The sequence below is a fragment of the Angustibacter sp. McL0619 genome (assembly GCF_049994355.1).
Lineage (GTDB): Bacteria > Actinomycetota > Actinomycetes > Actinomycetales > Angustibacteraceae > Angustibacter.
Map to the genome: position 1 here is coordinate 4691917 of NZ_CP188257.1, position 24672 is coordinate 4716588.

Consider the following 24672-nt stretch of genomic DNA (forward strand, 5'->3'; position numbering starts at 1 on the left):
GACGCGCCGGTCAGTAGAAACCCAGGCGCGCCAACGGTTCGACGAGCTCGCGCTCCTCGTAGGACAGGTGCGAGAGCAAGGTGTCGCTGAGCAGGTCCAGGGCCGCGCTCACCGCGGCCAGACCCTCGCTCCCGCTGACCAGCTGCACCAGGGCCGAGTCGACCCGCTCGAGCACCTCGCTGATCACCAGGTGCTCCTGCTCCAGCCGGTCGATCACCGGGGCCAGGCGCGGGTCGCGCGAGCGCAGGTGCGGGAACACGCTGGCGTCCTCCAGGCTGTGGTGCCCGGTGACCACCCGGCAGTACTGGGCGCAGTAGACGCCGAGCGTCCAGTCGTTCTGCCGCAACGCCATCGAGGCGATGTGCGAGCGGACGGCGCCCGGGTCGCCGTGCCCGGCAGCGACCTGGTCGACCAGGTCGCGGAGCTGGGCGAGCTCGCCGCGCAGGTGGTCGTGCACGTCGACCAGGTGCCGGCCGGCCGCCTGCTCGTGCGCGGAGTACTCGCGTCCCGGTTCGGTGGTCGGCCCGGTCGGACGGGTCGACTCGTCCCAGAGCTGCTCGGCGGAGCGCCGGCTGCCGTCGTCCGGGGTCGCGGCGACCTCCAGCCCGCCGACCGGCACGGCGATGTTGATCTGCCCAGGGTGGTTCTCGCGCAACGGAACCGGGTCGCGGGGCTGGGTGCGCTCGGCCTGCACCAGCTCGCGGACGCCGGGCACGACCTCGGCCGCGAACCGGCGGATCGTGTCGGCGTCGTCCGAGCCGAGGATGTAGGTGCTCATGCCCTCGGCCAGGGTGAGGTCGGCCAGCTGCTCGACCCACACCGACGGCGGACCCTGCAGGAACTCGCTGCCGTCGCCGACGAACGAGCCGCTGATGTTGTAGAGCCGTCGGACCGCCGCCGGCTCGCGCCCGGCGGACTCGGCAGCCTCGTCGATGGCCGCGTTCATCGCGGGCAGCGTCTCCGGCGCCGCATAGCTGGCGGTCGGCAGCCAGCCGTCGGCGAGCGCGCCGGTCAGGGCGAGCATCCGCGGCTTGTAGGCGCCGAGCCAGATCTCGATGCGGTGCGATGGTGCCGGGCCGGGGTGGGCGCCCTTGAGCTGGTAGTGCTCACCGTCGAGCCGGATCGAGCCGGCATTCTCGTCCCACACCGCGCGAATGACCTGGATCGCCTCGACCAGGGCGTCGACACCCTGCGCCGCAGTCAACGTGGGACCACCGATGGCGGCGATCGCCTCGCGGAAACCCCCGGAACCGAGCCCGAGCTCGACCCGGCCGCCGCTGAGCAGGTCGAGGGTCGCCGCGCTCTTGGCCAGCACGAACGGCGGCCGCAGCGGCACGTTGGCCACGTTCGGCGACAGCCGGACCCGCGAGGTGTGCGCGGCGATCACGGACAGCAGCGTCCAGGTGTCGGCGAACTTCGCCTGGTAGGGGTGGTCCTGCAGGGTGACCAGGTCCAGCCCGACCTGCTCGGTGAGGACCGCGAGGTCGACGACCCGCTGGGCCCGGGCCGCGAGCGGGGTCAAGAAGGTGCCGAAGACGAGATCCTGCCCGTAGTCCATGAGTGCAGCCTGTCACTCATCGAGCGATCGGTGACGAGCGGCACCCCCGTGCGCGAGGATGGCGGGATGGCCGTTCAGGGAGTCCACCGGATCACCGTGTCCGTCGCCGACCTCGACGTTTCGCTCGCGCTGTACCGCGACGCGTTGGGGCTGGCCGAGCTGTGGCGCCAGGACGGCCTGGCCGCCCTGGAGGCCCCGGATGGCACCCAGGTGCTGCTGCACGAGCGCGAACCCGCACCCAGCCTGGCCGGGGTGGTCGCGAGCCTGTCCGTGGACGACGTCGACGAGATGACGCAGGCGGCCGTCGCAGCCGGGGCCACCTTGCTGGACGCCCCGCAGGACCAGTCCTGGGGCGAGCGGCAGTCCGTCCTGCTGGACCCGGACGGCCATGTGCTCTGCCTGGTCGCGCCGCTGCCCACGGCGGCATGACCGACCCGAGCGTCCTCGACTGGACCTGGCGCCAGGCGCTGTCTCGGCGGTTGCACCGGCACCTGCTGGACGAGCCGTCGGCCACGGCCGGCCCCGGCGAGGTCGCCGCGGCCATCTGTGGGGTGCACGCGCAGGTGATGTCCGCCGCCGAGGTATCGATCGGCATCCGCAGCAGCGACGGCGACGCCGGCACGGTGCGGTCCGCCTTGTGGGAGAGCCGCGAGCTCGTGAAGACCTACGGCCCACGCGGCACTGTGCACCTGCTGGCTGCACGGGACCTGCCGATGTGGTCGGCCGCGCTGGGTGCCACGCCGTCCACCAGCCCGTTCGCCGCGGACGTGCGGATGAGCCCGGAGCAGACCGACGCCGTGGTCGCGGCGGTGGCAGACGCCCTGAGCGGGGACGAGCTGACCCTGGACGAGCTCAGCGATGCCGTGGTCGAGCGAGCGGGCTCCTGGGCGGGCGAACTGGTGATACCGGCGTTCCAGACCTTCTGGCCGCGCTGGCGCCAGGCCGTCACGGTGGCGGCCTGGCGCGGAGCGCTGTGCTTCGGCCCTCCGCGCGGGCGACAGCTGACCTTCACGTCGCCGCGCCGCTGGATCGGCGAGACCGCAGCACTGGACGCGCAGACCGGGCTGGACGGCGCGGTGCTGGCCTACCTGCGCAGCTACGGGCCGGCGACACCGGCCCACTTCGCCCGCTGGCTGGCCAGCCCGAAGCCTTGGGCCGCAGCGGCTTTCAGCTCGCTCGGCGACCGACTGCGGCAGGTGCGCCTGGAGGGTGCGGCCGCCTGGGTGGTGGCCGGCGACGAGCACCCGGACGACCGCGCCCCAGCCGGCGTTCGCCTGCTGCCCTACTTCGACGCGTACGCGGTCGGCTGCCACCCGCGCGAACGGCTCTTCCCCGGCGCCATGTTCGAGCGGGCCACCGCTCGCGGGCAGGCCGGCAACTTCGCGGTCCTCCTGGTCGACGGCGAGGTCTTCGGCGTGTGGCACCAGAAGGTGTCCGGACGCCGGCTGGACGTCACCGTCGAGCCACGCGCCGACCTCAGCGCCAGGCGTCAGCGGCTGCTGGCCGAGCAGGTCGAGCGGATCGGTGCAATCCGTTCTGCGACACCGCGGTTGACCATCGGCCCGGTGACCAGCGGAGCACACGCCTGAGTCCGGCTTCTGCTCAGCCCGTCGTCTCCAGGTCGATCAGCCAGCGCTTCGCCTCGTCGCCGCCGCCGTAGCGACCCAGCGTCCCGTCGCTGCGCACCACCCGGTGGCAGGGCAGCACCAGGGGCAGCGGGTTGGTGGCGCAGGCCGTGCCGACCGCACGCACCGCGCGGGGGCTGCCAACCGCCTGCGCGACGTCCGAGTAGCTCTCGGTGCGCCCGTACCCGATGTCGCGCAGGTGCTCGATCACCGAGAGGCGGAAGCCGTGCGCCAGGCGCAGGTCGAGCGGCACGTCGAAGTCGTGACGACGTCCGGCGAAGTAGTCGTCGAGCTCGTGGGCCACCGCGTCCAGCCGGCGCGGAGCGAGCAGGATCCGCGGGCTCACCGACGTCGCCAGCTTGTCCAGCACCTGCTCGTGGCCCTCCCGCTCGAACGAGACCTTGACCAGCCCGCGCTCGGTCGCGGCCAGCAGCAGCAGGCCGACCGGTGAGTCGAGCGTCCGGTAGGCCACGTCCAGCAGCTCGCCGGCCTCAGCCGCCGCGGCCAGCCTTTCGTGCAGCAGGCGCAGGGTGGCGTCGTCACCGCGCGGCAGGGATGCGAACAGCGATGCGACGTCCTGGGTGCTCATACCGAAACCTCCTGTGCCGCAAGGAACGTGCGCAGCGACGCGATGCCGTCGGCCGAAGCCCGCCGGGCGGCGTCCGCTGTCCCACCGACGATCCGGGCCACCTCGGCGTAGGGCAGGCCGACGAGGTGGTGGTACGCGACGCACTGGCGCTGTTTGGCGGGCAGCTGCTTCAGCGCCTCCCACAGGCCGGACTCCCAGCCGCCGGGCTGACCGACCGTCGAGGGCCGCTCGCCGAGCTCGTCGGTCGGGCGCGGACGACGTGCTGCGGCCCGGGTCTGGTCGATGGCCTTTCGGTGCGCGATGGTGACCAGCCAGGCTTGGACGTCGCTGTCCGGGCGAAGGCGCGGATAGGCCTGCAGGGCCGACAGGAACGTCTCCGACCACGCGTCGTCCGCCGCGTCCGGCCCGACCACCGCGCGGCACACGCGCAGCACCATCGGCCCGTAGCGGGACACGACAGCCTCGAAGGGTTCGACGCTCACAACAGGTAAACGTGCCACACCGGCGGTTCGTGAGGTCAGCCGGCGCCGCGCGGTCAGGAGTTTCGTTCGACGTAGTCCTCGGGGTCCTTGTCCCGCGGGGTGATGCCCTCGGCGGCCTTCTCGGACTCGAAGCGCAGGAACTCGACGGCGATGTCGTGCCGCAGCCCCAGCGGCGCGTGCAGCCGGAAGTCCGCCAGGTCCTGACGCTCCTCCTCCGCCATGTGGTCGTCGTTCTCCAGGCGGGCCTTCGCCACCGCCTCCCACCACACCTTCGCGCCCACCCGGTGCTTGGCGGCCTCGCGGATGCCGTCGCGGATCTTGTTGTGGTCCTTGACCGCGTCCTCGACCTCCTCCTCGACGCTGTCGGCGTCCGCCTCCCCCGTGCCGAGCTTGAGCAGATGCGGGTAGAAGAACCGCTCCTCGGCCTCGGCGTGCGTTTCGAGCAAGATCTCCAGCCGTCGCCAGATCGCCGCCAGGGTCCGGGTGTCGTCCCGGTCGACCTCGTCGAGCATGGCGAACATGCGCCGCTGCTCCATGTGCTGGTGCAGGATCACCTCGGTGATGTCCACGCCTGACTCCTCCTGTTGTGCGCCGACCCGGTTCCTGGGCCAGTGTGAAGGAGTCGGCAGGCTCGCGCCCCTCGACGTGAAGCCCCTACCGAGTCAGAGCCGACGACCGCTCAGGAGCTCGCCCGCCGCGGACCGCCACTGCGCGCTGGAGCACGAGGTGTAGTTCGTCCAGGTGGCGCCGAGCTGGATGGCCATGCAGTCGGCCGCCCGCTCCGCGCCGGTCATGCCGGAGCCACCGAAGACCCGGTTGGTCGCCGCCATCATCGCGCTGTAGCTGCCGCCGTACACGCGCACGGACAGGATGTGCGACCACTCGTGGCGGACCACCGAGTCCAGCTTGGACGAAGGCACTGCGGGGTTGATGTAGACGTTGTTGCTGGCCAGATCCGTTGCGCCGTAGTGCCCGTAGCGGCCGGTGGAGACCCAGTTGGCCGGACGGTGGGCGCCGTAGCCGGGGATCCGCGCGACCGCATTCTCGAGCGCGCTACCGCCACCACTGGAACCACTGGTGTGCCCGGACGACGCCCGCTGGGCGCCCTTGCTGGACGATGCAGGCTTGACCGAGCCGGCCTTGTCGGCCTTGGCGGCACTGCGCTTCACGACGGTCCTGCGCGCGACCGAGGCCTTGACCTGCACGCGGTGCTCGGCGACGTCCGCGGCGACCAGAGCGCTGCGGCGCACGGCAGCGGAGGGCAGGTCCAGGGCGGCGTCGAGCCGAACGAGGGGGCTGCCCGAGCTGGGGGCCCGGAAGGACGCCGTCCAGCTGGGCTGGGGCAGCGCGCCCGTGGAGCCCGCTGGGGAGGCACCGGCGGTGGCGGCACCCGACAGCATCGCCGCGGCGAGCGTGGTCGCCAGCGCCGCAGGGACGACCAGCCGACGTACCTGGTGGACTGCGGCCATGCCAGCACCCCTCGACAGTCGGTGGGCGCCCCTGAACAGGTGCGCTGACTGTCCCTCGGCAGGGTCGCGACCGCCCTTTACGTACCAAGCCGGGTGGATGCAGGGGCGTCCTGGTGAAGATCGTCCCCTTGAACCGGACAAATCGCCAGTCGAGTTTCGGCAAGACCATGCGCGGTGGCCACGTGTTGTGGTACGTCGCGGCTCAGGTGATAGCGGTTCTGCCTCAGTCGTCGACGGCGCGGGTGGACTGCCGCACCACCAGGTGGGTCGGCAGCGGGATGTCCTCGGTGAGCGTGTCGGGCTCCTCGACCGCGATCAGCACCTTCTGCATGATGATCTCGCCGAGGGTTGCGAAGTCCTGCCGGATGGTCGTCAGGGGCGGGAAGAGATACCCGGCCTCGGGCACGTCGTCGAAGCCGACCACGCTGACGTCGTCCGGCACCTGCAGCCCGCGTTCGCGCAGCGCCGAGAGCAGCCCGATGGTCATGTGATCGTTGCCCACGAAGACTGCGACCCCGGGCTCGATGTCCAGGCTGGATCCGAGGCGGTGACCGCTCGCCGCCGACCAGTCGCCGAACAGCGGCTCGCTGATCTCCAGGCGGTGTGCGGCCAACTCGTCGCGCCAGCCACGGACCCGCTCGACGGCGTCCAGAGCGGTCCTCGGCCCGGCGACGTGCAGGATCCGGGTGTGCCCCAGCTCAGCGAGGTGCCGCACCGCGGTGCGCGCACCGCGGTACTGGTCGATGGACACGATCATCGGACTGCGTCTGGCCGCGGAGGCCGCGGCCACGACGGGGATGCGCAGGTCCAGGCTGCGCACCAGCTCGAGCACCGCGACGTCGACGACGACCAGCACGATCGCGTCCACGCGCTGGCGGAGCAGACCGTCAACCACCCCCCGAATGGCCTTGGGGTCGTCGGAGGGGGCGCTCACCGTCTCGACGTTGTATCGGGCGGCCCGCGCGGCGAAGTTGAAGTGCATGGCGATCGAGGTCGGCCCGTAGTCCGAGATACCCGGCGTCACCAGGCCGATCGAGCGGGTCCGCCGGGTCACCAGCGCGCGGGCTGCGGGCGAGGGGCTGTACTGCAGCTGGGCGATGGCCTGCTCGACCCTGGCCCGCGTCGACGGCCGCACGTTGGGCATGTCGTTGATCACGCGCGAGACGGTCTGGTGGGACACCCCGGCGAGGCGGGCCACGTCGAAGATGTTCGCCGTCCGGCCCCGGCCGGGCTTGCTGGCGCCGCCGGCGGGCCGCGGCTCACTCATCGAACTCGTCCGGTCTGGCCACGAGCGCGGTCAACGTGTCGGCGTTCAGCGAGTCGGACGGCACGATGTCCACGATGCGGCCGTCCAGCAGGATCGCGACCCGGTGCCCGACGCGCAGCACCTCCTCCAGCTCGGCGGAGATGAACATCACCGAGAGCCCGTTGTCCGCGAGCTCGCCGACGAGGTTCTGCACCTCGACCTTGGCGCCGATGTCGATCCCGCGCGTCGGCTCGTCCAGCACCAAAGCCCGCGGTGACAATGCCAGCAGACGGGCGAGGAGGACCTTCTGCTGGTTGCCACCGGACAACGTGCCAGCCGGGCGGTCCGGGTCCGCGGGACGGACGTCCAGCGCGTCGATCCAGCTCAGCGCGAGCTCGCGCTGACGCGACGACCGGATCCGGCGCAGCATTCCGCGCTCGGCCTGCAACGCGAGCGTGATGTTCTCCATGACGCTCAGCTCGCTGATGATGCCCTCGGCGCGCCGGTTCTCGGAGGAGTAAACGACGCCGAGCGACATCGCCGATCGCGGTCCCGCGAAGCTCTCCGCCCGGCCCTGGACGTGGATGATCCCCGCGTCCAGCTTGTCGATCCCGGTGATCGCGCGGGCGAGCTCCGTGCGACCCGAGCCGAGAAGCCCGGCCACTCCGAGCACCTCGCCCTCCATCAGGTCGACGTCCGCACCGTCGATACCGGCGCCGACACTGACGCCGCGGGCGCTCAGGAAGGGACGGCGGTCGTCCTCAACGATGTGCAGTCGCGGCTTGGCGCGCAGGGACTCGGCGCTGCGCCCGAGCATCGCCTGCACCAGGTCGATGCGCAGCAGCTCCTGGGTGAGGAACTCGCCCACGAGCTTGCCGTCGCGCAGGACCGTGACCCGGTCGCTGATCTCGTAGACCTGGTCGAGGAAGTGCGAGACGAACAGGATCGCCACCCCGCGCTGCTTGAGGTCACGGACCACCCGGAACAGCTCGGCGCACTCGTCCAGGTCCAGGCTCGAAGTCGGCTCGTCGAGCACCAGGACCCGGACGTCGGTCGAGATCGCCCGGGCGATGGCGACCAGCTGCTGCACGGCGAGCGAGTGGCGACCCAGCAGAGAGGCGGGGTCGATGTCCAGCCCGAGGTCGCTGAGCACGTCCTGCGCCCGGCGACGCATCTCGGCCCAGTCGATCATGGCGAACCTGCGCGGCTCGCGGCCCAGCGCGATGTTCTCCGCCACCGACACGTTGGGCAGCAGGTCGATCTCCTGGTAGACCGAGCTGACGCCGGCCCGCTGCGCGTCGTGCGGGGACCCGAAGCTCACCACGCCGTCGCCGAGCCGCAGGACTCCCGCGGCCAGAGGCAGGGCGCCGGTGATGGCCTTGATCAGCGTCGACTTGCCGGCACCGTTCTCGCCCATGAGCGAGTGCACCTCACCGGGGAACATCCGGAAGTCGACCCCGTCGAGCGCCGCATCCACCCCGAAGTAGACGGTGGCTCCGGTGAGCTCCAGGAGGGGCCGCGCGTCCATCCGGCCATTATGGTCCGCGCGGGCGACCTCTATCGTCGACGCTCCGACCGCACGACGATCACCCGTTGGACGACGATGAACAGCAGCAACAGCAGCCCGATGATGATCCGGGTCCAGGCCTGTTCGGCGCCCATGAACGAGATCACCGTCTTGATGGTGCCGTAGACGAACACCCCGATCATCGAGCCGAGGACGTAGCCCGTCCCACCGGTCAGCAGGGTGCCGCCGATCACCACCGCAGCGATGACGTCCAGCTCGGTGCCGATCCCGTTGCGGGGGTATCCGGCGCCCGAGTAGGCGGTCAGCACCAGCCCGGCCAGGCCGCCGCACGCGCCGCTGATCACGTACACCAGCACCTTGGTGCGGGCCACCTCCAGACCCATCAGGCGGGCGGACTGCTCGTTGCCGCCCACCGCGTAGATGGTCCGGCCGAACCGGGTGGCGACCATGACGAAGGCGCCGATCAGGACGACCAGCAGCGCGATGATCCCGGTCGGCGTGATGTACCACTGGCCGACTGCGAAGCGCTTGGTCTCCAGCCACAGCACACCGGAGTGCTCGACCCTGATCGACTTCAGGCTCACCACGTACGCGAGTCCGCGGGCCAGGAACAGACCGGCCAGCGAGGCGATGAACGGCTGCACGTCGAAGAACTGCACGAGGACGCCGATGACCAGCCCGATGGTGGCCCCGACGAGGATCGTGAGCGGAACCACCACGAACGGGCTGACCCCCGCACTGAGCAGCTTCGCGCACAGGATCCCGGTGAGTGCGAGCACCGAGCCCACGGACAGGTCGATGCCGCCGGTGACGATGACGAACGTCATGCCGACCGCGAGGACGAGCAGGAACGCGTTGTCCAGTAGCAGCGCCGACATGTTCAACGGCGTGATGAAGTTGCCGAAGTAGATCTGCGCGCCGACCAGCAGCAGGACGAAGATCGTGAGCGCGGCGAACGTCGGCATCAGCGACGAGCGCCGGCTCAGGAACGCGCGGAATGCCGAGGGAAGCGACGAGAGGCGCCTGCCGTCAGCGGTCACGCTGCTCATGCCGCGACCTTCTGCTTCTCGACGTGGGAGTCGGCTTCTCGGGCCCGACCCCGTCGCACCAGCGAGCTGGCCATCCGGTGCACGCGAGGCGCCTGGATGAGCACGACGAGGATCACCACGGCGGCGAAGAACACCGGCGCCTCCGCCGACGGCACGCCGAGGAAGAGGATCGTGGACTGCAGGGTCTGGATGATGAGGACGCCGATGACGGTGCCGGCGATGCTGAACTTTCCGCCCAGCAGCGAGGTCCCGCCCAGCACCACGGCCAGGATGGCGTACAGCTCGATGAGCTCGCCGGCTGCGTTGGCGTCCGCAGCCATGATGTTCGAGCTGTAGATGATGCCGGCGACGCCGGCCAGCCCGGCGCTCGCTACGTACGCGGTGAAGATGATCCCGCGCGAGCGGACGCCGGCCAGCCGGCTCGCCTCGGGGTTGATGCCCACGGCTTCGGTGAGCACCCCCAGCGCGGTCCGCCGCTCGACCACCGCCACCACGATGATCGCGACCAGCGCGATGATGAACGCGAACGGCACCCAGAACAGGTAGCCGCTCGCAAAGTACTTCAGCGGTGGGCTGACGACCGTGGTGATGAAGCCACCGGTGATCAGCAGCGCCACTCCGCGACCGGCCAGCATCAGCACCAGGGTCGCGATGATCGGTTGGATCTTCGCGACCGCGACGAGGAAGCCGTTCCACACCCCGAGCAGGAGGGAGAGTCCGACACCGGCCGCCATCGCGAGCAGCACGGTGCCGAGGCTGCCCGAGCTGCCCGACCCGTCGATGATGGTGAGGGTCACAGCACCGGAGATCGCCATCACCGCGCCGACCGACAGGTCGATGCCGCGGGTGGCGATGACCAGGGTCATCCCCAGGGCGACGAGCATCAACGGGGCGCTCTGGCGCAGGATGTCGATGGGAGCGCCGTACAGCTCGCCGTCGCGGAGCGTCACCTTGATGAACCGCGGGCGCACCGCCGTGTTCAGCGCGATCAGCGCCAGCAGGCAGACGACCGGCCAGAACAGGCGATGCTTCATCAGTCGCGTCACGCCAGGCTCCCTTGGCTGTCGTTCGCCATGAGGTCGATGAGTCCGTCAAGGTCGGTGGAGTGCGAGTCGAGCACACCGATCTGGCGTCGGTCTCGCATCACCACGATGCGTTGGGCCAATCGAAGCACCTCCTCGAGCTCGGAGGATATGAAAATGACGGCGAGCCCCTGCTCCGCGAGCTCGGCGACCTTGCGCTGGATGTCGGCCTTGGCGCCGACGTCGACGCCGCGGGTCGGTTCGTCCAGGATGAGCAGCCGCGGCGCGGTCGCGAGCCACCGCGCGAGGACGACCTTCTGCTGGTTGCCGCCCGACAAGTTCCCGGCGAGCATCGCCGGGTCGGCGGGTCGCACACCCAGGGAGGACATGAACTCGGCGACCACGGCGTCCTGTTCGCTGCGCCGGACCCGCCGCAGCCAGCCACGGCGCGCCTGAAGGCCGAGGACGATGTTCTCCGCGACCGTGAGGTCCGGGACGATGCCCTCGGCGCGACGGTCCTCGGACGAGAACGCGATACGCCGCTCCGTCGCCACCCGTGGGGAGGACAGCTTCACGGGGCTGCCGTTGATCTCGACCACCCCCTGGTCGGCCCGGTCCGCGCCATACAGCAGACGGACCAGCTCGGTGCGTCCGGAGCCCAGCAGCCCGGCGATACCGACGACCTCGCCCTCGTAGACGTCGAGGTCCGCCTCGCCGAGCACTCCCCGACGGGCGATGCCCTTCGCACGCAGGACCGGTGCCCCGCTGCGGTCGATGACGCGCTCGGCGGTGACGGAGATGGCCTCGAGCTCGGCGATCTCCCGACCCACCATCTTGGTCACGAGCTGGCCGCGCGGCAGGTCCTCGACGCGGTACTCGCCGACGAGCTGGCCGTTGCGCAGCACGGTGATGGTGTCGGCGATCTCGTACACCTGGTCAAGGAAGTGGCTGACGAACAGGATCGCGACGCCTCTGTCCCGCAGGTCGCGGACGACCGCGAAGAGCCGCTCGACCTCGTCCCGGTCCAGGCTCGACGTCGGCTCGTCGAGGATCAGGACGCGTGCGTCCAGGACCATGGCCCGGCTGATCGCGACGAGCTGCTGGACGGCGATCGAATGGCTCGAGAGAAGCAGGTTGGTGTCGAGCCGGACCCCGAGGCTGCCGAGGTGCCGGGTCGCCTCGGCGTGCAGCCTCGTCCATCTGATGCCCCGGGCGCCTCGCGGCTCGTGGCCCAGCATGACGTTCTCGCCGACGGAGAGGTTCGGGCAGAGGTTGACCTCTTGGTACACGGTGGAGATACCGGCGGACTGCGCGTCCCCGGTGCTGCCGAAGACCCTCGGCTCGCCGGCGATGGTGATCGTGCCTGCGTCGATCGAGTAGACGCCCGTCAGCGCCTTGATCAGGGTCGACTTGCCGGCTCCGTTCTCGCCCATGAGGGCGTGCACCTCGCCGGGTCGCAGGGTGAAGTCGACGCCGTCCAGAGCCAGGACGCCGGGGAACCGGATCGTGATGCCCCGCATCGCCACCACGGGCGCGGTCTCGCTGAGCATTGACATGTCTTCGGCCGATCCTCTCGAGGTGGCGACTGCGCCGGAGCCGGTGGAACGCTCGGCTCCGGCGCAGTCGGTCATCTGGTTGCTGCGTGAGGATCAGTACGGACGGGAGTCGATGACTGCCTTCGCCTGCTCCTGGGTGAAGGACCCGTCGGTCGCGAAGTTCTTCTTCTCCACCGTCGTGCCGGCCAGCACCTTCTTCACCAGGTCGGCGGCCTGGTCGCCGAGCAACGGGTTGCACTCGACGATGTAGTTGATCTTGCCGTCGACCAGGGCCTGCATGCCGTCGTGCACACCGTCGATCGAGACGATGTGGATGTCGGTGCCGGGCTTGCCGCCCGCCGCCTCGATGGCCTCGATGGCCCCCAGAGCCATGTCGTCGTTGTGCGCGAAGACCAGGTTGATGCCCTTGACTCCGTACTTCTGCAGGAACCCCTCCATGACCTTCTTGCCACCGTCGCGGGTGAAGTCACCCGTCTGGGAGGCGATGGTCTTGATCTGGGTGCCCTTGATCGCGTCGCCGAAGCCCGCGGCCCGGTCGTTGGCCGGCGCGGAGCCGGTGGTCCCCTCGAGGACCACCATGTTGGTGGCCTTGTTGCCGTACTGCTCGGCCGCCCACTTGCCGGCGGTCTCGCCTTCCTTCTTGAAGTCGTCGCCGACCCAGCTGGCGAAGGACTCGTCCGGCGCCGACGTCGTCCGGTCCTCCAGGACCACCGGGATCTTGGCGGTCTTGGCCTCGTTGAGGACGTCGTCCCAGCCGTCGCTGACGATCGGGGCGATGACGATGGCGTCGACGCCCTGGCTGATGAAGCTGCGCACCGCCGCGATCTGCGCGGCGGGGTCGTTGTCGGCCGCGTTGAACACCAGGTCGAAGCCCTTGTCCTTGGTGAACGCCTTCTTCATCGACTCCGTGTTCGCGCTGCGCCACCCCGACTCCGAGCCGGTCTGCGCGAACCCGACCTTGATCGTCTTGTCGCCGCCACCACCGCCTCCCGCATCGTCGGAGGAGTTACCACAGCCCGTCGTGACCAGCGCAAGGGCGCCGATCAGGGCTACACCGGCAAGGAACCTCTTCTTCACGCCAGACCTCCTCGACTTGGGACCGGCCTCGAAAGACCGATTCGGTGTGGGCGCCATTGCCCTACCGTGAGCCCACTGCGCCGGATGTTAGCCCTAACATTTCAAGATTGGCCAGCATGTTATCGATAACATTCCGATAACGTGCCCCGGACAATCGTGCTCCTCAAGCCGCCGCAGCACGGTAGGCGGCAAATGGTTAGCGATCACATCCATTGGCCGCCCCTACTGTGAGCACCGATGAGCACCTCGGAACCCACGCCCCGGCGCGGCGGGCGCATCGGCGTCCGGGACGTCGCCCAGCTGGCCGGCGTCTCGACGCAGACCGTCTCGCGGGTGCTGAACAACTCCACGAGCCTGCGTGAGGAGACCCGAGCGCGGGTGCTCGAGGCGATGATCGAGCTGGACTACCGGCCCAACAACGCCGCCCGCGCGCTCGGCACCGCGACCACGCGCACGCTCGGCGTGGTGGCGACCGACGTCACGCTGTACGGCCCCGCACTGGCGGTGGCGGCTCTGGCCGCCGCCGCGCGCGACGCCGGGCGGTGGATCGCCGCCGCGTACGCGGACGCGACGGACGAGTTGTCCGTGCAGTCCGCGCTCTCGCACGTGCTCGGGCAGGGGGTCGACGGCATCGTGCTGGTGGCGCCCCATGCGCGGACCCGAGACGCCCTGCTGGACCACGCGTCCGGCACGCCCATGGTGGTCATGCACGGCGGCCCGGTCGACCGACAGGCCGAGGGCACCTCGCTCGTCGTGGACCACCTGGTCAGCCTCGGCCACCGGCGCATCGGCAGGCTGGGCGGTCCGGCCGACTGGTTGGAGGAGCTGTCGCGCCGCTCCGGCTACGAGGCCGCGCTCGCCGCCCAGGGCCTCGCACCCGGGCCTAGCTGGGTGGGCGACTGGTCGGCTGAGGCGGGGCATCGGCTGACCGAGCAGGTCGTCGAGGCGGTTCGCTCGCCGAACGGACCCACCGCAGTCGTGGTCGCCAACGACCAGATGGCCCTGGGACTCATGGCCGGCCTGCGCGCGCGGGGGGTGGACGTCCCCGGACAGCTCAGTGTCGTGGGGTTCGACGACAACCCGGACGCCGCCTACTACAGCCCGCCGCTGACCACCGTCAGCATCGACGTGACGGCGGAGGCGCGCCGCTGCGTGGCGCAGGTCTTCGGCCACGAGACGCCGGACGAAGGGGCAGCCCCTCGACTCGTCGCCAGATCGTCGACCGCCACGGCGGTCCAGTCGCCAGCCTGATCGGCAGGTCGATCCGCAGGTCAGGCTGGCGGAGAAGCAGATGTTACCGGTAACGTCCACTTCGCCGGCGCCCGAGCGTTCGCGTTCGGCCCCGACCACCCGCCCGGAGGAAGTCTCGTGAGCGACCTGGCAGAAGCGCCCGAGGAGGGTGGCGAACCCGAGGTCAGCGACCGGTTCACCATCGGCATCGACTTCGGCACCCTTTCCGGGCGGGCGGTCGTGGTACGGGTCAGCGACGGCGCAGAGCTCGGCTCGGCCGTGCACGAGTACCCGCACGCGGTGATGGACGTCGCCCTCACCGCCGGGCCGTCGTCCCGGACCGATCGGCCGGTGGCGCTCGCCCCGGCCTGGGCCCTGCAGGTTCCGGCCGACTACGTCGAGGTCCTCCAGCACGCCGTCCCGGCCGCCGTCCGCGCCGCCGGCATCGACCCGGCGCAGGTCATCGGACTGGGCACCGACTTCACCGCCTGCACGGTGCTTCCCGTGCTGGACGACGGCACCCCGTTGTGCGAGCTGCCCCAGTACGCCGACCGCCCGCACGCGTACGTCAAGCTCTGGAGGCACCACGCCGCCCAGCCGCACGCCGACCGCATCAACGAGCTGGCGCACGCTCGAGGCGAGACCTGGATCGCCCGCTACGGGGGGCTGATCTCCAGCGAGTGGGAGTTCGCCAAGGGCCTGCAGTTGCTCGAGGAGGACGACGAGCTCTACCACCGCATGGACCACTGGGTGGAGGCCGCGGACTGGATCATCTGGCAGCTGACCGACCGCTACGTGCGCAACGCCTGCACCGCCGGCTACAAGGGGATGCGCCAGGACGGGCGGTATCCCGACCGGGACTTCCTGGCGGCCCTGAACCCCGCCTTCGCCGGGTTCGTGGCGGACAAGCTCGACCACGAGATCGGGCAGCTCGCCGACGCGGCCGGCACGCTCAGCGCGCGCGCCGCCGCCTGGACCGGGCTGCCGGAGGGCATCGTCGTCGCGGTGGGCAACGTCGACGCGCACGTGACCGCGCCAGCCGCCCAGGCCACCCGACCGGGCCAGATGGTGGCGATCATGGGCACCTCGACCTGCCACGTGATGAGCCACGACGAGCTGGTCGATGTGCCGGGCATGTGCGGCGTGGTAGACGGGGGCATCGTCTCCGGCCTGTACGGGTACGAGGCCGGGCAGTCCGGCGTCGGGGACATCTTCGCCTGGTACGTGAAGAACCAGCTGCCCGACCGCTTCGCCAAGGAGGCGACGGCCGCCGGGGTGTCCGTGCACGAGTACGTGACCGACCTGGCCTACTCCGAGCCGGTGGGCGCGCACGGGCTGGTGGCACTGGACTGGCACTCGGGAAACCGGTCGGTGCTGGTCGACCACGACCTGTCCGGCGTCGTGGTCGGCCAGACCCTGGCGACCCGACCCGAGCAGGGCTACCGGGCGCTGCTCGAGGCCACCGCGTTCGGCACCCGGGTCATCGTCGAGACGTTCGCTGCCGCCGGGGTGCCGGTCACCGAGTTCATCGTCGCCGGCGGGCTGCTGACGAACCGCCACCTCATGCAGACCTACGCCGACGTCCTGCGGTTGCCGATCTCCACCATCGCCAGCGAACAGGGTCCCGCGCTGGGCTCGGCGATCCACGCCGCAGTGGCGGCCGGCGCGTATCCCGAGGTGCGGGCCGCGGCCTCGGCGATGGGTGCGGTCAACCTCGCGGCGTACACGCCGAACGAGGCCGACGCAGCGGTGTACGACCGGCTCTACGACGAGTACCGGCAGCTGCACGACTGGTTCGGGCGCAACGGGAACCAGGCGATGAAGCGGCTGCGCGCGCTGGCTCGGGACGCTCTCGCCAGCCGGCCGGCGCAGGACGTGCCGGCCCCCGCAGGTGCGCCGTGAGCGGGTTCGGCGCCGAGGTGCAGGCAGCCGTCGCGGCCGTTCGGGAGGACGTCGCGCAGTTGCACGCGGAGCTGGTCCGGTACGGGCTGGTGGCCTGGACGGGCGGTAACGTCTCGGGCCGCGTTCCGGGCGCCGACCTGTTCGTGATCAAGCCCTCCGGGGTCTCCTACGACGAGCTCTCGGCCGACCGGATGATCCTGTGCGACCTGGACGGGGCCGTCGTCCCCGGGACGCCGGGCAGCGAGCGCTCGCCGTCCAGCGACACGGCCGCGCACGCGTACGTCTACCGGCACCTGCCTGAGGTCGGCGGCGTCGTGCACACCCACTCGACGTTCGCGGTCGCCTGGGCCGCCCGCGGCGAGGAGATCCCGTGCGTCATCACCGGGATGGCCGACGAGTTCGGCGGGCCGATCCCGGTCGGCCCGTTCGCGGTGATCGGGGACGACTCCATCGGGCGCGGCATCGTCGAGACGCTGCGGGGGCACCGGTCGCGGGCCGTGCTGATGCGCAACCACGGGCCGTTCACCATCGGCATCACCGCACGGGACGCCGTCAAGGCCGCTGTGCTGACCGAGGACGTCGCGCGGACCGTGCACTACGCCCGGCAGGGCGGTGAGCCGGTGCCGATCCCGCAGGACGTGATCGACCGTCTCTACGACCGCTACCAGAACGTCTACGGCCAGGCCACCGACGAACGCCGTCCCGCCGAACGAGAGAGCTGACATGCCACCTTCCCCCATCGAGACCGCCCTGGACGGCTACGAGGTCTGGTTCGTCACGGGCAGCCAGACGTTGTACGGGGAGGAGACGCTCCGACAGGTCGCCGAGCAGTCACAGCAGATCGCACAGGGGCTGAACGGCCTGCCGGTGCGCGTGGTCTGGCAGCCCGTGCTCACCGACCCGGACGGCATCCGCCGGCTCGCGCTGGAGGCGAACGCCCGGGACGAGGTCGTCGGCCTGATCGCCTGGATGCACACGTTCAGCCCGGCCAAGATGTGGATCGGTGGCCTGGACGCGCTGCGCAAACCGTTGCTGCACCTGCACACCCAGGCGAACGTCGAGCTGCCCTGGGCCGAGATCGACTTCGACTTCATGAACCTCAACCAGGCGGCGCACGGGGACCGGGAGTTCGGCTACATCCAGACCCGGCTCGGGGTCGCGCGCAAGACGGTCGTCGGGCACGTGTCCAGCACCGTGGTGCTCGGCCAGGTCGAGGACTGGCAACGTGCGGCCGCCGGCTGGGCGGCCGCGCACTCGCTCAAGCTGGCCCGCTTCGGCGACAACATGCGGTTCGTCGCGGTCACCGAGGGCGACAAGACCGAGGCCGAGCTGCGGTTCGGCGTCCAGGTGAACACCTGGGGGGTCAACGAGCTCGCCGACGCGGTGGCCGCGGCGACCGACTCGGACGTCGATGCGCTGGTGTCGGAGTACGTGGACAGCTACCAGGTCGCCGCCGAGCTGCTGCCCAGCGGGGACCGCCACCAGTCGCTGCGGGACGGCGCGGCGATCGAGCTGGGCCTGCGCTCGTTCCTCGAGACCGGCGGGTTCGGCGCCTTCACCACGAGCTTCGAGGATCTGGGCGCGCTGCGGCAGCTGCCCGGCCTGGCCGTGCAACGGCTGATGGCCGAGGGCTACGGCTTCGGCGCCGAGGGCGACTGGAAGACGGCCATCCTGGTCCGAGTCGCGAACGTCATGGGTGCCGGGCTGCCGGGCGGCGCGAGCCTGATGGAGGACTACACCTACGACCTAGTCGAGGGGCACGAGCGGGTTCTCGGCGCGCACATGCTCGAGGTGTCCCCGTCCCTGACCACCGCCACGCCGAGGCTGGAGGTCCACCCGCTCGGCATCGGCGGCAGGGACGACCCGGTGCGACTGGTGTTCACCGCGGACCCGGGACCGGCCCTGGTGGTCGCCCTGTCCGACATGCGCGACCGGTTCCGGCTGGTCGCCAACGTGGTGCAGAACGTCGAGGCTCCGGACCTGCCCAAGCTCCCGGTCGGGCGGGCGGTCTGGACGCCGGAGCCGAACTTCGCCACCGCTGCCGGCTGCTGGCTGGCCGCGGGCGGGGCCCACCACACAGTCATGACGACCGCGGTCGGCATCGAGGTGTGGCGGGACTTCGCCGAGATCGCCCGGACCGAGCTGCTGGTGATCGACGACTCGACCACGCTGCACGGCTTCGCGCGCGAGCTGCGCTGGAACCAGGCGTACTACCGGCTGGCCGGCGGCATCTGAGCCAGAGGCAGCCATGACGCCGCGCCGGGTCCTAGCGGTGGCCCTCGGATGTCGGCGTAGTGGCCCTCGCCGGTCGACATTCACCGCCGGTGGCTCCTCAGGTGCGCGCCATCGGCCAGCTGCGGCCGCTGGCCCGCGCCGTCACGCGTAGGTAGCGGTCCGGGTCGGTCGGGTCGTCGTCCGTGCGCGGTCGCTCGGGGGACGGGCCGACGACCGGCTGATGCGAGTCGAACGCCGTGGTCAGGGACCCCTCGCCGCGGGTGAGGTCCGGCACCTGCTGGAACAGCTCGTGCACCCGCCCGGCTGGCAGCATGCCCTCGATCAGCAGTCCGGTCCGCGATGCGCGGGTGGCCAGCGGGACGGCGCGGAACGCGGGAAGCGCGGTGAGGACCGCGCGCTGGGCCGCCTCCGGAGCCTCCAGCTGGAAGCGGTGCATCGGCTCGCAGACCAGCGTGCCCGCCCTGAGCAATGCGGTCATCAGCACCAGGGGCGTCAGGTAACGGAAGTCCGCTGCCGTGCTGGAGATGCTCTTGGTGAACGCAGCGTGGCCGATGCTGTGCCGGCCCCAGTATCCGCTGTGCGTCATGGTCAGCCGGCAGTCCGGGACCTGCCAGCCGTGCGGGCCTTGCAGCAGCGCGGTCGCGGCGGAGTCCTCGACCGCGGCGAAGAACGCCGCTGGCATGGAGCCGCGCTCGACCTCCAGGTCCAGCCGGACGCCGCTGCCGACCGGGGCCGGCTCGACCCGCAGTCCGACGCCCGCCAGGTAGGGGTTCGTCGCCCAGCCGATCAGCTCGACCGCCGCACCGGTGCCAACCACACGCTCGATGCACAACGGCGTCGAACGGGTGAAGGAGACCGCGACGCCGTACTCGGACTCCAGCAGGCCGGCGATGACCTCCTTCTGCACCTCCCCGTAGAGCGAGACGGACAGCTGGCCGCGGGCGTCGTCCTGCCGGACGTCGATCAGCGGGTCCTGCTCGGCCAGCTGGGTCAGGCCCTGGTGAAGCTGCGAACGTTGCCGCGGGTCCACCGCCGAGACGACGGTCTCCAGCGAGGGTCGGGCGAACTCGTGCACGCCGCGGCGCGGCGCCGGGTCGGTGCCGATCCGGTCGCCGATGCGGGCGGTCTCCCAACCTCGCACCATTGCGATCTGGCCAGCCGCGACGGCGTCGACGTCGACCAGCTCACCGTCGACGAACACCTTCAGGGCCGTCACCTTCGCCGGCCCCCCGCGGCCCAGATCCACCCGGTCGCGCACGTGCACGGTGCCGGCGCCGAGCGTGAGGTAGACCAGCTTCTCCGCTGCCGGGCCGCGCTCGACCTTGAAGACGGACCCGGACGCCGCGCCCTCGGCGTCCGCGTCGTGCACCGGTAGCAGGGTCGCGAGCAGCTCGAGGAGCTCGCGAACGCCCGCCCCGGTGATCGCCGAGCCGAACAGCACGGGGTGCAGCGTGCCTCGGCGCGCGTGGCTGCGCAGCTGTTGCTGCAGAATGGAATGCGGCACCTGACTCGTCCCGTCGGTGGCGGCCTCCAGCACCCCGTCGTCCACCGCCGCGACCACCTCGAGCGTCGACTCGTAGGCGGCCGGGCCGTCCAAGGACTCGGCCACCACCTGGGCGGCCGGTGTACCGGCGCCGTTGACCCGTTGCAGCGCAACGCTTTGTGGTGCCAGCCGCCGGCGCAGGTCGTCGACCACCTGGGCCGGGCGGGCACCCATCCGGTCGACCTTGTTCACGAAGAACGTGGTGGGAATGCCCAGCCGGTGCAGCGCCCGGTACAGGACCACGGTCTGCGCCTGCACACCCTCAACAGCCGATACCACGAGCACCGCGCCGTCCAGCACGGTGAGGGCGCGCTCGACCTCAGCGATGAAGTCCGAGTGCCCCGGGGTGTCGATCAGGTTGACGGTGACGTCGCCGCCCTGGTCGTGGACGACGAAGGACGCGACGGCAGCGCGGATCGTGATGCCGCGCCGACGTTCGAGCTCCATCGTGTCGGTTCGGGTGCTGCCGGCATCGACACTGCCCGGCTCGTCGAGGACACCCGCCTCGTAGAGCAGCCGCTCTGTCAGGCTGGTCTTGCCAGCGTCAACATGCGCGACGATCCCTAGATTCAACGTACGCAACAGCCTTCACGTCCATCCCACTGGTGGTGACAACCGGTCGGGGCGTGAAAGCTGCTCGCACTGGAACTCCTGGTGGTCGGTGGCGGCGTGTGCTCAACGAGGGCACCACAGATCCGCGGCCCGGCGCCAGCCAATTTCCGTTGGCTAGGCCACCGACGGGGCGCGGCCGCGGGGGATGCGGGAGGCGGCCAGCGCGCCGAGAGCCAGGCACGACAGCGCCACCGCGACGGTCACGCCACGGGCCGGCCACCACTCGCACAGCTGGCCGGCCGCGAACGACCCGAGTGCGATGGCACCGACGTTGACCTGGTCGCTGACCCCGAACACCCGCGCCACCGCGTCCTGGCGGGCCGCGCGCTGCAGGGCAGTCACCGCGACGACCTCGATGACCATCGTCGCAGCCCCCGCCAGCGCGAGCAGCACTACGGCCGGGCCTGCCGAGCCGATCGTGGCGAACCCGACGACGGCCAGGCAGAACCATCCCAGCACCAACATCAGGGACCGGTCGGTCCGGTTGCGGTTCGCCACCCGGTTGACGACGAGGAGGGCCGCGAGCGCCCCCACGGTCAGCGCCGCGTTCAGCCACCCCGGCGCCGCGGCTCCGACCAGCAGCATGCCGACCAGCAGGTAGCCGTAGAGGAAGTTGTTGGCCACCGCGACCGCCAGGGGCCATCGCAGACCACGCCCGGTGAACACGTCACGGGCCCCGTCCACCACGTCTCGGACCCAGCCGGTCGAGGCTCGTCCGGACGCCGCCAGACGAGGCACGCGCATTGCGACGACGGCGGCCACCGCGAAGGCCGCGGCCGCTCCGGCGATCGTGGTCCGGGGCTGCCAGCCGATCAGGAGGACGAGCCCGAGCACCCCTGGGCTGCACATCCAGGCGAGGTTCTCGACCGCGGTCACCAGCGCGTTCGCGGCGGGAAGCTGCACGCTCGGCACGCACTGCGGGGCCACCGCGGCCAGTGCCGGGTAGGACGGCGTCGCGCACACCGCGGCGAGCGCCGAGACGGCGACCAGCAACGGCACCGGCGAGCCGGCCAGCAGACCGCCGAGCACCAGGATGCTTGCGACACAGCGGATGACGGCGGACCAGGCGAGCACCTGACGTGCCGGACGCCGTCCGGCCAGCGCACCGGCCAGGCCGGAGAACAGGGCGTACGGCGCGAAGCCGAGGGAGACGGCGACCGCGACCCAGATCCCCGACGACGTGCGCTCCAGCACCTCGAGCCCCACGGCGAGGGTCAGCACCACCTGGGCGCAGGTGGCCAGCGCGTGTGCGATGAGCAGGCGGCGCAAGGGGCGGGACGCCAGGACGACGGTGAAGCGCGCAGCTGGTGGTTCCCCCTCGACGGCTGTCGGCGAGGTGGGTGCGGCGAGGACCGGCTCGGCGCTCACGTGAACACCTCGCGCAGCGGCGCGAACCCGTTGAACCCGACGGTCGAGTAGGTCGCGGTGTACGCGCCGGTCGAGTGGAACAGCAGCCGGTCCCCCGGCTGCAGCGACGTCGGCAGCTGGTACGGGTGCTCGACGTAGAGGACGTCGAGGCTGTCGCAGGTCGGTCCGGCGAGCACTGCCGGCTGCGTCCGGCCGGCCAGCGGGGCGCCATCCCGGACCGCCTCGACCCGGTACCGGATGCCCTCGCCGACCGTCTCGACCAGGCCGGTGAACACGCCGGCGTCCAGGTAGACCCAGCGCAACCCGGCGCGCTCGCTGACCAGCAGGACCTCGGTCTCGAGCACGCCGGCCTCGGCGACCATGGCCCGTCCCGGCTCCGCCATCAGCTCGGGGACGTCGGGGCCGAGGAAGCGGGCGACGGCCTGCCGGATCCCGGCGCCGTACACCGCGAGCGATGCGGTGGGTTCGCGCATCGCGGCCGGCAGACCACCACCGAGGTCGACGACGGCAAGGTCGGCGCCGTGCGCCCGTGCCACCTCGCGCAGCCGGGCGGCGGCCGCCACGGGCTCAGTCCAGGCCAGCGGGTCGCTCTGCTGACTGCCAACGTGGAACGCCACGCCGACGCGATGGCCGGACCGGATGGCCTGCACGAGCAGGTCGGCAGCGACGTCCGGCGGGCAGCCGAACTTGCCGCCGAGCGCCCAGCCCGCGCCCTGGCCGGAGGTGGTGATCCGCACCATGGCCAGCGATCCCGGCGCGTGCTCGGTGAGCTTGGCCAGCTCGCCTGGCGAGTCGAAGGTGAACCGGCGGACGCCGACCTCGTGGGCGTAGGCGATGTCGGCCGCCCGCTTGACCGTGTTCCCGTAGGACATGTCCGCGGCCGCTCCACCGGCGCGCAGCACCGCCTCGATCTCGCCGCGGCTCGCGACGTCCCAGCGACAGCCCGCCCGGGCCAGCGCACGCAGCACCGGGCGGGCCGGGTTGGCCTTGACCGCATAGTGCAGCTGGACGCCGGGCAGCGCCCGCCGCAGAGCGGCGAGCTGGCGGAGCACGATCGCGGTGTCCACCCGGACAACCGGGGTCTGGCTGAGTACCTGCGGCGCCGCGACCGGGCGCGAGGTGACGGGCTGGACGGGCAACAGCGGCGACGCGAGGTCGACGGGCTGGGCGGACATGAGCGCCTCCTGCGGGCGGGCGCGGCGAGACGCCGGGGGATGTCCTTGCAGAGGAAAGGAGCGACGTCCGGCGCCGCCTGATACGCCGCGCCGGGACCGGCGGAAACCCGTAGGCCGCTCCCAACCGCCTCGCAGGAGTTCCCCAGGAAGCGGCTGGACAGTACTGGGGACACGCTTCTTCGAGAAAGGCCCGGTCATGAAGACCTCACCAGAGCACTCCGGCGCATCGTTCCTCGCCCGCAGGCCGACGCCGGCGCACCGGTGCAAGGCGCGCCGCAACCGGCCGCTGAGCGCCGCGACCCTGGTGCTCGCACTGGGCCTGACAACGGTGGGCGGCCTAGTCGCCGGCGCGCCGGCCGCGAGCGCAGCAGTGAGCACCGCGGCCGACTCGTGGCAGGCCGACTCCCCGTTCGACTGGTCGTGGGGCGACTCGCAGCTGGGTCAGTCACAGCTGGGTCAGTCACAGCTGGGTCAGTCACAGCTGGGCACCGCCACGACGGACACCTCTGACGCCTCCGCCGCCGCGTCGGTCGGGATGGTCGAGATCACCTCCGAACTGAGCGACGGCACGGCCGCAGGCACCGGCATGGTGCTGTCCTCGGACGGCACCGTGGTGACCAACCACCACGTGGTCGAGGGCGCGACGGCCATCCAGGTCACCGTCGTCTCGACCGGGCAGACGTACCGGGCGCAGTTCGTCGGTGCGGACGGCGAGAAGGACGTCGCCGTGCTGAAGCTCGTCGGCGCGAGCGGTCTGGACACGGTCGCGCTGAGCTCGACCGCCGCCCGGGTCGGCGACTCGGTGACCGCGGTGGGCGACGCGAACGGGGACGGCGGCTCGCTGACGGCAGCGCCGGGCCAGGTCACCGACACCGGCCAGAGCATCACCGTGCAGGGCGAGGACGGCTCGCCGCACGCGCTCTCGGACCTGATCCAGGTGAACGCGGACGTGATCCCCGGCGACTCCGGTGGCGCGCTGGTGGACTCCGACGGCAAGGTCGTCGGCATGAACGTCGCCGCCTCGAGCGGTACCGCGGACGTCCAGGGCTTCGTGATCCCGATCAGCACCGTGCTGTCAACGGCACGGGCCATCGTGGCGGGTGACGACAGCGGCGCCATCCAGCTCGGCTACACCGGCTACCTCGGCGTGGGCCTGTACGACGGCGACGCCGCTACGGTCGCCGACACGCTGGACGGCAGCGCCGCCGCAGACGCCGGCCTGCAGCAGGGTGACACCATCACGAGCGTGGACGGTCAGCAGGTGGGTTCGGCGAGCGAGCTGCGCGCCGCGATCGCCGCGCACCAGGCCGGTGCCAGAGTCCGGCTCACCTGGACGACGGCCGATGGCCAGCAGGAGTCCGCCACGGTCACGCTCGGCCAAGCGCCGATCGCCTGATCGGACACTG

Annotated in this window: 21 protein-coding genes; 7 read left to right on the forward strand and 14 right to left on the reverse strand. The window is 71.3% G+C overall.

Features of this window, described 5'->3' with window-relative positions:
- Window positions 1–10 precede the first annotated feature (10 nt).
- Window positions 11–1558 carry an LLM class flavin-dependent oxidoreductase gene (locus ACPPVT_RS22080; RefSeq protein ID WP_426564136.1) on the reverse strand — a complete coding sequence of 516 codons (1548 nt, stop codon included), beginning with the start codon at window positions 1556–1558 and terminating at the stop codon, window positions 11–13.
- 66 nt (window positions 1559–1624) lie between these two features.
- Here ACPPVT_RS22080 and ACPPVT_RS22085 point away from each other — a divergent pair, with 66 nt between their 5' ends.
- Window positions 1625–1987, forward strand: coding sequence for a VOC family protein (locus ACPPVT_RS22085; protein ID WP_426564138.1), 363 nt, complete (start codon window positions 1625–1627; stop codon window positions 1985–1987).
- On the forward strand, window positions 1984–3147 hold the full coding sequence (locus tag ACPPVT_RS22090) for a winged helix DNA-binding domain-containing protein (protein ID WP_426564140.1): 1164 nt from the start codon (window positions 1984–1986) through the stop codon (window positions 3145–3147). The genes ACPPVT_RS22085 and ACPPVT_RS22090 overlap by 4 nt, the downstream gene beginning before the upstream one ends.
- 13 nt (window positions 3148–3160) lie before the next feature.
- On the opposite strand, the gene ACPPVT_RS22095 is transcribed toward ACPPVT_RS22090, so the two are convergent.
- The 10 genes from ACPPVT_RS22095 to ACPPVT_RS22140 all read right to left on the reverse strand — a co-directional run bounded on the left by ACPPVT_RS22095 (window position 3161) and on the right by ACPPVT_RS22140 (window position 13201).
- On the reverse strand, window positions 3161–3772 hold the full coding sequence (locus tag ACPPVT_RS22095) for a methylated-DNA--[protein]-cysteine S-methyltransferase (protein ID WP_426564142.1): 612 nt from the start codon (window positions 3770–3772) through the stop codon (window positions 3161–3163).
- Entirely contained in the window at window positions 3769–4254 is a 486-nt protein-coding gene (locus ACPPVT_RS22100; RefSeq protein WP_426564144.1) for an RNA polymerase sigma factor, read from the reverse strand. Before ACPPVT_RS22100 ends, ACPPVT_RS22095 begins: the two co-directional genes overlap by 4 nt.
- A 53-nt stretch (window positions 4255–4307) precedes the next feature.
- Window positions 4308–4823, reverse strand: a complete 516-nt coding sequence (locus tag ACPPVT_RS22105; protein ID WP_426564146.1) for a hemerythrin domain-containing protein — start codon at window positions 4821–4823, stop codon at window positions 4308–4310.
- A 93-nt stretch (window positions 4824–4916) separates the two neighbouring features.
- On the reverse strand, window positions 4917–5723 hold the full coding sequence (locus tag ACPPVT_RS22110; RefSeq protein WP_426564148.1) for a hypothetical protein: 807 nt from the start codon (window positions 5721–5723) through the stop codon (window positions 4917–4919).
- Window positions 5724–5946: 223 nt separating this feature from the next.
- Window positions 5947–6990: a LacI family DNA-binding transcriptional regulator gene (locus tag ACPPVT_RS22115; protein WP_426564150.1), complete on the reverse strand. Its 1044-nt coding sequence runs from the start codon at window positions 6988–6990 to the stop codon at window positions 5947–5949.
- Window positions 6983–8497, reverse strand: a complete 1515-nt coding sequence (locus ACPPVT_RS22120; protein WP_426564152.1) for a sugar ABC transporter ATP-binding protein — start codon at window positions 8495–8497, stop codon at window positions 6983–6985. The genes ACPPVT_RS22115 and ACPPVT_RS22120 overlap by 8 nt, the downstream gene beginning before the upstream one ends.
- Window positions 8498–8526: 29 nt before the next feature.
- A complete protein-coding gene (locus ACPPVT_RS22125) occupies window positions 8527–9546 on the reverse strand; it encodes an ABC transporter permease subunit (protein ID WP_426564154.1) in 1020 nt (339 codons plus the stop codon).
- Entirely contained in the window at window positions 9543–10580 is a 1038-nt protein-coding gene (locus ACPPVT_RS22130) for an ABC transporter permease (protein WP_426567237.1), read from the reverse strand. The genes ACPPVT_RS22125 and ACPPVT_RS22130 overlap by 4 nt, the downstream gene beginning before the upstream one ends.
- A gap of 8 nt (window positions 10581–10588) precedes the next feature.
- Window positions 10589–12124, reverse strand: a complete 1536-nt coding sequence (locus tag ACPPVT_RS22135; protein WP_426564156.1) for a sugar ABC transporter ATP-binding protein — start codon at window positions 12122–12124, stop codon at window positions 10589–10591.
- 93 nt (window positions 12125–12217) lie between these two features.
- Window positions 12218–13201, reverse strand: a complete 984-nt coding sequence (locus tag ACPPVT_RS22140) for a substrate-binding domain-containing protein (RefSeq protein ID WP_426564158.1) — start codon at window positions 13199–13201, stop codon at window positions 12218–12220.
- A 237-nt stretch (window positions 13202–13438) separates the two neighbouring features.
- Between ACPPVT_RS22140 and ACPPVT_RS22145 the strand changes: the two genes are divergently transcribed.
- The 4 genes from ACPPVT_RS22145 to araA all read left to right on the forward strand — a co-directional run bounded on the left by ACPPVT_RS22145 (window position 13439) and on the right by araA (window position 18568).
- Window positions 13439–14452: a LacI family DNA-binding transcriptional regulator gene (locus ACPPVT_RS22145; RefSeq protein ID WP_426564160.1), complete on the forward strand. Its 1014-nt coding sequence runs from the start codon at window positions 13439–13441 to the stop codon at window positions 14450–14452.
- Between the two features lie 126 nt (window positions 14453–14578).
- Window positions 14579–16333, forward strand: a complete 1755-nt coding sequence (gene araB / locus ACPPVT_RS22150) for a ribulokinase (protein ID WP_426567238.1) — start codon at window positions 14579–14581, stop codon at window positions 16331–16333.
- Complete coding sequence (locus ACPPVT_RS22155; protein WP_426564162.1) at window positions 16330–17055, forward strand: L-ribulose-5-phosphate 4-epimerase; 726 nt, start codon at window positions 16330–16332, stop codon at window positions 17053–17055. Before araB ends, ACPPVT_RS22155 begins: the two co-directional genes overlap by 4 nt.
- Window position 17056: 1 nt before the next feature.
- Entirely contained in the window at window positions 17057–18568 is a 1512-nt protein-coding gene (gene araA / locus ACPPVT_RS22160; RefSeq protein WP_426564164.1) for an L-arabinose isomerase, read from the forward strand.
- A gap of 97 nt (window positions 18569–18665) precedes the next feature.
- Here araA and ACPPVT_RS22165 read toward each other — a convergent pair whose 3' ends face one another.
- The 3 genes from ACPPVT_RS22165 to ACPPVT_RS22175 all read right to left on the reverse strand — a co-directional run bounded on the left by ACPPVT_RS22165 (window position 18666) and on the right by ACPPVT_RS22175 (window position 23266).
- Entirely contained in the window at window positions 18666–20693 is a 2028-nt protein-coding gene (locus ACPPVT_RS22165; RefSeq protein ID WP_426564166.1) for a GTP-binding protein, read from the reverse strand.
- 144 nt (window positions 20694–20837) lie between these two features.
- On the reverse strand, window positions 20838–22091 hold the full coding sequence (locus ACPPVT_RS22170) for an MFS transporter (RefSeq protein ID WP_426564168.1): 1254 nt from the start codon (window positions 22089–22091) through the stop codon (window positions 20838–20840).
- The gene (locus tag ACPPVT_RS22175) at window positions 22088–23266 is read right to left on the reverse strand and encodes a type III PLP-dependent enzyme (RefSeq protein WP_426564170.1); all 1179 of its coding nucleotides are present in this window, start codon (window positions 23264–23266) and stop codon (window positions 22088–22090) included. Before ACPPVT_RS22175 ends, ACPPVT_RS22170 begins: the two co-directional genes overlap by 4 nt.
- Window positions 23267–23462: 196 nt before the next feature.
- On the opposite strand from ACPPVT_RS22175, the gene ACPPVT_RS22180 reads away from it, so the two are divergent.
- A complete protein-coding gene (locus ACPPVT_RS22180; protein WP_426564172.1) occupies window positions 23463–24662 on the forward strand; it encodes a S1C family serine protease in 1200 nt (399 codons plus the stop codon).
- Window positions 24663–24672 lie beyond the last annotated feature (10 nt).

What these genes read in the sequence shown, in the direction of transcription:
- ACPPVT_RS22080 (WP_426564136.1), bottom strand. Translation starts at nt 1,558, where the DNA reads ATGGACTACGGGCAGGATCTCGTCTTCGGCACCTTCTTGACCCCGCTC.
- ACPPVT_RS22085 (WP_426564138.1), top strand. Translation starts at nt 1,625, where the DNA reads ATGGCCGTTCAGGGAGTCCACCGGATCACCGTGTCCGTCGCCGACCTC.
- ACPPVT_RS22090 (WP_426564140.1), top strand. Translation starts at nt 1,984, where the DNA reads ATGACCGACCCGAGCGTCCTCGACTGGACCTGGCGCCAGGCGCTGTCT.
- ACPPVT_RS22095 (WP_426564142.1), bottom strand. Translation starts at nt 3,772, where the DNA reads ATGAGCACCCAGGACGTCGCATCGCTGTTCGCATCCCTGCCGCGCGGT.
- ACPPVT_RS22110 (WP_426564148.1), bottom strand. Translation starts at nt 5,723, where the DNA reads ATGGCCGCAGTCCACCAGGTACGTCGGCTGGTCGTCCCTGCGGCGCTG.
- ACPPVT_RS22115 (WP_426564150.1), bottom strand. Translation starts at nt 6,990, where the DNA reads ATGAGTGAGCCGCGGCCCGCCGGCGGCGCCAGCAAGCCCGGCCGGGGC.
- ACPPVT_RS22120 (WP_426564152.1), bottom strand. Translation starts at nt 8,497, where the DNA reads ATGGACGCGCGGCCCCTCCTGGAGCTCACCGGAGCCACCGTCTACTTC.
- ACPPVT_RS22125 (WP_426564154.1), bottom strand. Translation starts at nt 9,546, where the DNA reads ATGAGCAGCGTGACCGCTGACGGCAGGCGCCTCTCGTCGCTTCCCTCG.
- ACPPVT_RS22130 (WP_426567237.1), bottom strand. Translation starts at nt 10,580, where the DNA reads ATGAAGCATCGCCTGTTCTGGCCGGTCGTCTGCCTGCTGGCGCTGATC.
- ACPPVT_RS22135 (WP_426564156.1), bottom strand. Translation starts at nt 12,124, where the DNA reads ATGTCAATGCTCAGCGAGACCGCGCCCGTGGTGGCGATGCGGGGCATC.
- ACPPVT_RS22145 (WP_426564160.1), top strand. Translation starts at nt 13,439, where the DNA reads ATGAGCACCTCGGAACCCACGCCCCGGCGCGGCGGGCGCATCGGCGTC.
- araA (WP_426564164.1), top strand. Translation starts at nt 17,057, where the DNA reads ATGCCACCTTCCCCCATCGAGACCGCCCTGGACGGCTACGAGGTCTGG.
- ACPPVT_RS22175 (WP_426564170.1), bottom strand. Translation starts at nt 23,266, where the DNA reads ATGTCCGCCCAGCCCGTCGACCTCGCGTCGCCGCTGTTGCCCGTCCAG.
- ACPPVT_RS22180 (WP_426564172.1), top strand. Translation starts at nt 23,463, where the DNA reads ATGAAGACCTCACCAGAGCACTCCGGCGCATCGTTCCTCGCCCGCAGG.